Genomic DNA, 7,802 nt, shown 5'->3' with positions numbered 1-7,802 from the left:
TTGACATGGTCACGGGCGTGGGCGTCCACGTGCAGACGCTCTGCCCCTGTTCCCGTGCGATCTCAAAGTATGGAGCCCACAACCAGCGCGCCTTCGTCGCGATCAAGGTCCGCTGCACACACCTCATATGGTTCGAGGAACTGATCGCGATGGCGGAGGAAGCGGCCTCCAGCCCGCTCTACACGCTCCTGAAGCGGGAGGACGAGAAGCACGTTACGGAGCGGGCCTATGAGAACCCGCGTTTCGTGGAGGATGTCGTGCGGGACCTTGCCGTTGCGCTGAACCGGGAGCCTCGGGTGTCGTGGTATTCCGTTTCCATCACGAGCGCTGAGAGCATCCACAACCACGACGCCTTTGCGGAGGTCACGCGGGACAAGAGGAAGTCCGCTCCATCCGACGAGGAACGCGGGCAGCGATGACCCGGAGGGGAGATGAGTTCCTCAGCCGACTGGTCTACTACGTCCTCTTTCTGCTGATCCTGCTGGCGGCGATCCGGATATACTTCTCCTGGCTCGACAGCTACAGGTTGTCCCACCCTCAGATCATCGAGGCCTTTGCCGCAGGCTACGTCGAGGAACAGCCCCTCGAGGGGATTCTGCTGTGGGATGAGCAGCCGGTCCTGGCGCCGCAGGACGGGGTGTTCACCTACCCCTCGCCGTTGCCACGCCGGGTCGCGAAGGGCGAGATGCTGGCGGCCCTGGACGGGGTTGCGGTTCGTGCGCCGTACCCTGCCTACTTCTATCCGGCCCTGGACGGCCAGGAGGGGCATTGGTTCTATGCAAAGCTGTGGCCGGACTTCGCTCCTTTCCCGTTCTTCAGGCCCGCCGTCCTTCTGGAGAACGGCATTCAGCTTCGCAAGGGGGCGCCCATCGGCAAGCTAATCCCTCAGCCACAGACGCTGCGCTGCATCGCCTACCTGGACGGCACGCCGTCCCTCCTGCGCAGCCTGCGTATGCGGAGGGCCGCCATCCGCATCAAGATGGAGCCGGAGGGCAAGGAAAGGAAGGCGGAGGTGGTGTCCTTCAAGACGATGGGCCAGAAGGTCAAGGTGTGCTTGAGGTTGCCGTTCTTTCCTCCGGAGGCGCTGCGTTCCCGATCCTTCTCCGCCCGCGTGGTCGCGGGAGATCAGCAGGGAGTCATGGTTCCCGACAGCACCGTGATCACGAAGGACGGTCGGAACGTGGTCTTCCTCCTTCAAGGAAACCGGATCCTCTCGCGTGACGTCGAGGGTTTTCCGGCCGATGCGGGACATTTCTTCATCGTGCGGGGCGTGATGCCGGGGAACAAGCTGATCCTGGATGCCGACACCATTCAGGAGAGCATCGTGAGGATTTGGTAGGAGGGGATTTGCTGATGGATCTTAAGGGGCATGTGGCAGCCATCCGGGAGCGCATGGCGCACGCGGCGGCCCTTGCGGGACGAAAGCCCTCGGACGTTCTTCTGGTGGGAGTGACGAAGACCAGGAGCGTTCAGGAGATGCAGGAGGTTGCCCCCCTCGTTGACGCGATCGGCGAGAACAAGGTCCAGGAGGCGCAGGGGAAGCGAGAGGCGTGGGAGGATCATCCAACGCCCCCCTGGCGTCTGATCGGGCACCTGCAGAACAACAAGGCGCGCCGTGCCGTGGAACTGTTTGACGCCGTCGATTCCCTGGATTCGATCCCCCTGGCGGAGCGCCTGGACCGCATCGCGGGGGAGCTGTCCCGCCGTCTGTCGGTGCTGATCGAGGTGAACACGGCGAAGGAGGCCAGCAAGACGGGGACGGCACCTGAGGCTTTCCCCGCCCTCCTGGATCGCGTTCTGACCCTGCCCAACCTCAAGCTGGAGGGACTGATGACCATCGGTCCGTTGACGGACGACGAGGTGCGCGTCCGGCAGGCCTTCGCCGAGCTGAGGGGGATGGCGGAGGACGCGAGAGGACGATCCGGCCTCCCCCTGCCCGTGCTCTCAATGGGGATGAGCGGCGACTTTGAGTGGGGTATTCTGGAGGGGAGCACCATGGTGAGGATTGGCACGGCCCTTTTTGGCCCTCGCGAGTACAAGACGCTGTAGTCCATGGTATATTAAAAGGCGGGGTTTTTATCCTGTTCTTAAGGAGGAACGGACGGGTGCTTAGGAGGTTAATGCAGGTCCTTGGGTTTTATGGTGACGATGACTATGTGGATGAGTCCGAGGACTACGAGGTCGAGGAACAGAGGACGGCAGCCAAGAGGCCGAAGGCAAGGCGACGGGACGAGCCTCATCCCGTATCCGCTCCAAGGCTCGTCTTCTTTAAGGGCGTGCCCTCGGAGAGCATCAAGCTGAGGCTCCGGGATGCCCTCCTGAATGGGATCATGGTCCTGCTGGACCTTCATGAGCTGGACCCCAGAGAGTTTGAGGAGGAGGGGCGTCCCTTCATCAACTTTATGGGGGGGGTCGCGTTTGCCCATAAAGGCCGTATGGAGTACATCGAACCCGCTTTGTACCTGGTGACGCCGCACGAGGGAATGTTCGAGGAATGGGTTGAGGAGGAGCCGCTAAATGATGGAACTTTTGACCGCCAAGGACGTTGAGGTCAAGGCCTTTAAGAAGGTTTCCTTCGGAGGGTATGCGGTACAGGAGGTCGAGGACTTCCTGAACCAGGTCGCGGACGACTTTGAAACCTACGCGATGCGTCTGAACGAGCGCGAAACCCGGATACGTGAGCTTGAGGAGTACGTCAAAAAGCAGGAGTCCATGACGGACATGATCAAGGACGCCCTCATTCAAGCGCGCAAGGGCGCTAAGGAGATGGAGGAGGAGGCTCGCGCTCAGACGGAGCAGATACTGGCGGACGCACGGGTTGAGGCGGAGAAGTGCCTCTCGGAAGCCAACTCCAAGGTCGAGGAGATCACCTCGCAGGCGGATACGACGATCTCGAACGCGGAAAAGACGGCCGCCGAGATCGTCGCGGAGGCGAACGCCAAATCCAGGGAAATCGACTCCCAGAGCCACATGCAGCTGGACGAGGCGGAAAAGGCGGCTGCTGAGATCATCGCGAAGGCGAAGGCTTCCGCAGCCGGCATCCTGCAGGAGGCTCAGGACATGCGCCTTGAAACCGAGAGGCGTTGGGCTGATTTGGAACAGGACCTCTCCCATCGAAAGAAGGAGGCCTCGGAGCAGATCGAACAGACCCTGGCCTCAGCCCGCTCCGAGGCAAAGCGCCTTCTGGAGGAAGCCTCAAAAGAGGTGGAGAACTACAACAACCGTCTGCGCTTCCTAAACCTGAGGAAACAGCAGTTCCTCAAAGATACCGTGGCCCTCCTCCTCGATTTCGGTAAGACGATCGACAAGGCCCAGCAGGAATTTGAAGTGGAGATGATGAACGAGGAGGAGAAGGCCTCCGATAAAACCGAAGCGGAGCCTCCCGCTGAGTCGGGGCGTCAGGACGCTTCCTCGTCCCGGTTGCTCGACCACTTCCGCAGAAACTTCCTGGAGGGGAAGTCCGACGACTCCGAGAAGGGGGAGTTTTGATCCCAATTCCCCATCTATAGAAAGGGAATAAGGCCCTTTTTTCGGCGAATGGCCCCTGCGGACGGACACCAGCGATCCCGGCTCCAGGGGCCAGCCTTTTTTGAGGGGCGTGCAGTTCCGCAAGCACACAAGCACAGAGGGGGGCAGGTGACGCTCATGAGCGCGGTACGAGGTTCCCCTGGGGGGCTGACGTCCCCCATTCGCTACCTCAAGGGGGTGGGGGCAAGGGTTGCGGAGCTGCTTGCCCAGTTTGGCGTTTACACCGTCGAGGACATCCTCTATTTCTTTCCACGGCGCTACGAGGACCGAAGGGACCTCGTGCCGCTCCGTGAACTTCGCATCGGCACGACGGCTTCCGCGCTCGCAGAGGTCCGCGCCGTGTCGTCCTCCGCCAGTCGTTTCGGGGGCCCTGCCTCCGCAGTCCTGGACGACGGCTCCGCCTCAATTCGGGCCGTCTGGTTCAACCCTCACGCCACAAGAACTCTCAGGCCGGGAATGCGATTGGCCCTTTATGGAAGGGTGGAGTACTACAACGGCGTGCAGCTCACCAATCCGGAGTTTGAGGTGCTTGAGGCAGGGCAGCCCCCTGAGCTGGTGGGGCACATCGTCCCCATCTATCCTACCGCCGCCTTTCTAACGCAAAAGCGCCTGCGCCGCCTGGTGGATACGGCCCTTGAGGAGTACGGCAGCGGCCTTGACGACTTTCTGCCCCAGAGGATTCGCGAGCGCCACGGGATGAAGGGCCTGGTAGCTGCCCTCCGAGAGCTGCACCACCCGTCGGCCCCGGAGAGCTGGCTGAGGGCGCGCAACCGTCTAGCCTTTGACGAGCTCTTTCTCCTGCAGACGGGCCTCGCGATGCGGCACGCAGCAGACGCAGCGCTTCCGGAGCGCTCTTTGAGCCTCGCCCCCGGGCAGAGGTTCCGCACGTTTGAACGCTCCCTTCCCTTTCCGTTGACCCCTGCTCAACGACGGGTGATCGGCGAGATATTCCGTGACATGGGAAGCCCGGTCCCCATGAATCGCCTCCTTCAGGGGGACGTGGGCTCTGGAAAGACGCTGGTCGCGGTGGCTGCGGTCCTGGCGGCCGCGGATTCGGGCGCACAGGCCGTCCTGATGGCTCCAACCGAGGTGCTGGCGCAGCAGCACTACATCCGGATCGGAAGGATGCTGAAGCCTTTGGGCGTCCGAACAGCCCTCCTGACGGGAACCCTGCGCGCTCAGGAACGCCGTGCCCTGCTCCAGGCGCTTGAAACGGGGGAGGTTCAGCTCCTGATCGGGACCCACGCCGTCTTTACGGACGAGGTGAACTTCCTGAAGCTGGGCTTGACCGTGGTTGACGAGCAGCACCGCTTTGGCGTGCGGCAGAAGAATGCCCTGATCGCCAAGGGCGTTTCGCCTCACGTCCTGGTGATGACCGCCACGCCCATTCCGCGGACTCTGGTCCTCTCCGTCTATGGTGACCTTGCCGTTTCCACCCTGGATGAACTGCCTCCGGGACGTCAGCCCGTGCAGACCCTGCACATGAAGTCAACGGATGAAGCGAGCCTCCTCAAGCTCATCGAAGGTCGAATTCAGGCAGGGCAACAGGTCTACTGGGTGTGTCCGTTGATCGACGAGGAGGAGGGGAGGCAGGGCCTCGACAGCGTGGCGTCCCGCCATCAGCGCCTCGCGCGCGCCCTCCCCGATGCGCGCATCGGCGTGCTGCACGGGCGGCTGCCCATTGAGGAAAAGACGTCGGTTATGCAGGACTTCGCCCAACAAAGGCTCGACCTCCTGGTGGCGACCGTCATCATCGAGGTGGGGCTGGACATCCCCGAAGCCTCAATGATGGTGATCTCGGACGCCGGGCAGTTTGGGCTGGCTCAGCTTCACCAACTGCGGGGCCGCATCGGGCGGGGGACGGCGAAGGGCCTGTGCGTCCTCCTCGAAGGGGAAGCGACGACACCGGAGGGACGAGAACGCATTGAAACCATGGTTTCCACGTCGGACGGCTTTGCCGTTGCGGAGGCGGACCTGCAACAGAGGGGGCCGGGCGAGGTGTGCGGTGTGCACCAGCACGGCGTCACGGACTTTCGCGTGGCAAACCTCTTGAAGGACCAGAAGCTCCTGGAGCTGGCCAGGCTGGAATCCCGCCAGCTTCTGGCCGAGGACCCAACGCTGACGGGGGAGCCCCTGCTTCGCAGCGAATTGCGGAGGCGGCTGGGCGAGAGTTTGGATTTGGCCGGAACGGCGTAGGACATCCCAAAGGAGGGGGTATGAGGATGAAGGCGGGAGGAAGCTTGTCCATGAACCAAGAGCGGGAACGCTTCCTCAGTTTCCTGCTGAAACATCCCAGCACCGTGGCCGGCGCGCGGGATCGGCTGAGGCGGAAGGGACTGGACGAGGATGCGGCAGAGGCGCTCGTGAAGGAAGCCCTGGACGCGGCGCTTTTGGACGACGCCTTGTACGCGCGGCTCTTCGCGGAGGGACACGACTCGTGGGGGAAGAACCGCATCGCCCTTGAGCTTCGCCGTCGCGGCGTTTCCGCGGAGGACGTTGAAGCGACGCTCGCGGACATCGACGAGCTGGCCCGCGCCAAGGCACTTCTCGACTCGTGGACGAGAGGCGGGCTGGAGCAGCGAAAGGTCTTGGCGCGGTTGTACCGCAGGGGGTTCAGCTCTGCCACGGTAGGCGCCCTTTCAAGAGGCGAAAAAGATATCCCTTGGTGATCGTTAAAATATTATAGGACATTATGGGCAAGGAGAATAAGAAGTGCGCACCGTAGACTTTCACGTACACGTCTATCCGCCTGAGGTCATCCGCGACGCCGAATCGATCTCGAAACACGAGCCCTACTTCGACCGTCTGATCCATAACAAGGTTCACCGGTGGGGGACCATCGACGATCTGCTCCTGCGCATGGAGGAGGAGGGGGTCGAGCGCGCTGTGATCGGAGGGTTTGCCTTCAAGGACCTGGAGCTCTGCAAGCTCTGCAACGATTACGTCCTGAGTGGCATCCGGCAGCACCCGGACAAGCTGAGCGGCCTTTGCCTCGTGCCGCCTCTGGCCCGCGGCGCCTCGGAGGAGATTTTGCGCTGTGCGGAAGCCGGCGCAGTCGGGGTAGGGGAGTTGTTCCCTGAGGGGCAGAACATCGATATCTCCGACCAGGAACAGACATGGCGTCTGGCGGGGGTCCTGCACGAGGCGAACCTGTGCGTGTTGTGGCATACGGCGGAGCCCGTAGGGCACGGGTACGCGGGTAAGGGAAACGTCGGCCCCAGGGAGGCCGCAGCGTTCTGCATCCACCATCCGGAGGTGAAGACGATCTTCGCCCACCTTGGAGGGGGGCTGTGGCTCTACGAGCTGATGCCCGAGATGCGGCTTTACCTGTCCAATGCGTGGTACGACCTGGCCGCTCTGCCATGGCTCTACGAGGGCACGGTTTTGAAGGCGATCCAGAGCGCGGGAGTCCTCGACAAGTTCCTGTTCGGCACGGACTTTCCCATCCTGCGCTCGCAGCGCTATGAGAAGAGCTTTGTCGCGTCCGGCCTCACCGAGGCGGAACGGGAGCGACTTGTCCGGTCCAACGCTCTGAGGTTGCTTCAGTCCCTGAAGAAGTAGCTAAAAAGCCTCCCGAAGAGCGGGAGGCCCGTAGAGGTTCTTTTTCGTTTTTAATAATGTCCTATAATGTATCTTATGTTACATTCTGGGCAGATGCGAGAGGAAACCGCATGAGCACACGACCCGATGCGTTCCGCCCGCCGTCGCAGTTTCTCTGCTTTCGCAGACTTTTCAGAACAGCCACGAGGTGAACCCTTGGCGTCCGCGAGTTTACAGCTCAGGTCAAAGACGCGCCTCGACATCACGCGCGCGGCCCGCTTCTTTAAGGTCCACATTTCCCTGTCCGTTGTGATACAATACATGCGACGGCCCCTCCTGGCGTGATAGTTTTAGTTCTCGTCAAACTCATTCTATCACACTTCGGGAGTAAGGCCGTTTTTCTTTTGAAGATAAAGCATTGCAGTCACCGGGCGGAATGACTTTTTCTGCCCGGTGTTTCTATTGTATCAAGACAAGGTTGGCGGCGGCCCTTTGATCGGCGCATAACATAAGGGGCTTATGCTACGCGCCGCAGGAGAGGAAGGCCGCCGCCTTCCAGTGCCGCCCCGCAAACCGCCGCCGCCGTGGGAGGCCGCGCGGCAGGTTTGGAAAGGCCACAAGAGGACGTCCGCCGCGCGGCATGGCGGCCTGGCTGTCCTATAATGCCGGCATTATAGGACTTTGCAGGGGCGGCAAACCCCCCCGCCCCCCTGGCATGGGGGGCAGGTCGCTTC

The 7,802-nt window shown here is 62.0% G+C and carries 8 protein-coding genes; all 8 read left to right on the top strand.

Going from position 1 to position 7,802, the window contains the following annotated elements:
• Positions 1-419, top strand: a 419-nt coding sequence (locus Q0629_RS02965; protein WP_298778738.1) for a GTP cyclohydrolase, FolE2/MptA family, incomplete at its 5' end; no start/stop codon positions are given.
• Complete coding sequence (locus tag Q0629_RS02960; protein WP_298778735.1) at positions 416-1,339, top strand: hypothetical protein; 924 nt, start codon at positions 416-418, stop codon at positions 1,337-1,339. The genes Q0629_RS02965 and Q0629_RS02960, both read left to right, overlap by 4 nt.
• A gap of 14 nt (positions 1,340-1,353) precedes the next feature.
• Entirely contained in the window at positions 1,354-2,049 is a 696-nt protein-coding gene (locus Q0629_RS02955) for a YggS family pyridoxal phosphate-dependent enzyme (protein WP_298778733.1), read from the top strand.
• Positions 2,050-2,105: 56 nt separating this feature from the next.
• On the top strand, positions 2,106-2,549 hold the full coding sequence (gene sepF, locus Q0629_RS02950) for a cell division protein SepF (protein ID WP_298778731.1): 444 nt from the start codon (positions 2,106-2,108) through the stop codon (positions 2,547-2,549).
• Entirely contained in the window at positions 2,518-3,489 is a 972-nt protein-coding gene (locus Q0629_RS02945; RefSeq protein ID WP_298778729.1) for a DivIVA domain-containing protein, read from the top strand. The genes sepF and Q0629_RS02945 overlap by 32 nt, the downstream gene beginning before the upstream one ends.
• Positions 3,490-3,645: 156 nt before the next feature.
• Complete coding sequence (gene recG / locus Q0629_RS02940) at positions 3,646-5,724, top strand: ATP-dependent DNA helicase RecG (protein WP_298778726.1); 2,079 nt, start codon at positions 3,646-3,648, stop codon at positions 5,722-5,724.
• Between the two features lie 26 nt (positions 5,725-5,750).
• Complete coding sequence (locus Q0629_RS02935) at positions 5,751-6,197, top strand: RecX family transcriptional regulator (protein ID WP_298778724.1); 447 nt, start codon at positions 5,751-5,753, stop codon at positions 6,195-6,197.
• A 43-nt stretch (positions 6,198-6,240) separates the two neighbouring features.
• Positions 6,241-7,089 (top strand): amidohydrolase family protein, encoded by an 849-nt coding sequence (locus Q0629_RS02930; protein WP_298778722.1) that lies wholly within the window; start codon positions 6,241-6,243, stop codon positions 7,087-7,089.
• The last annotated feature ends 713 nt before the right edge of the window (positions 7,090-7,802 follow it).

The organism is uncultured Fretibacterium sp. (assembly GCF_938030725.1).
Taxonomy (GTDB): Bacteria; Synergistota; Synergistia; order Synergistales; family Aminobacteriaceae; genus Fretibacterium.
Note: the sequence above shows the minus strand (reverse complement) of the source record. Positions and strands in the feature narration are given on the sequence as shown.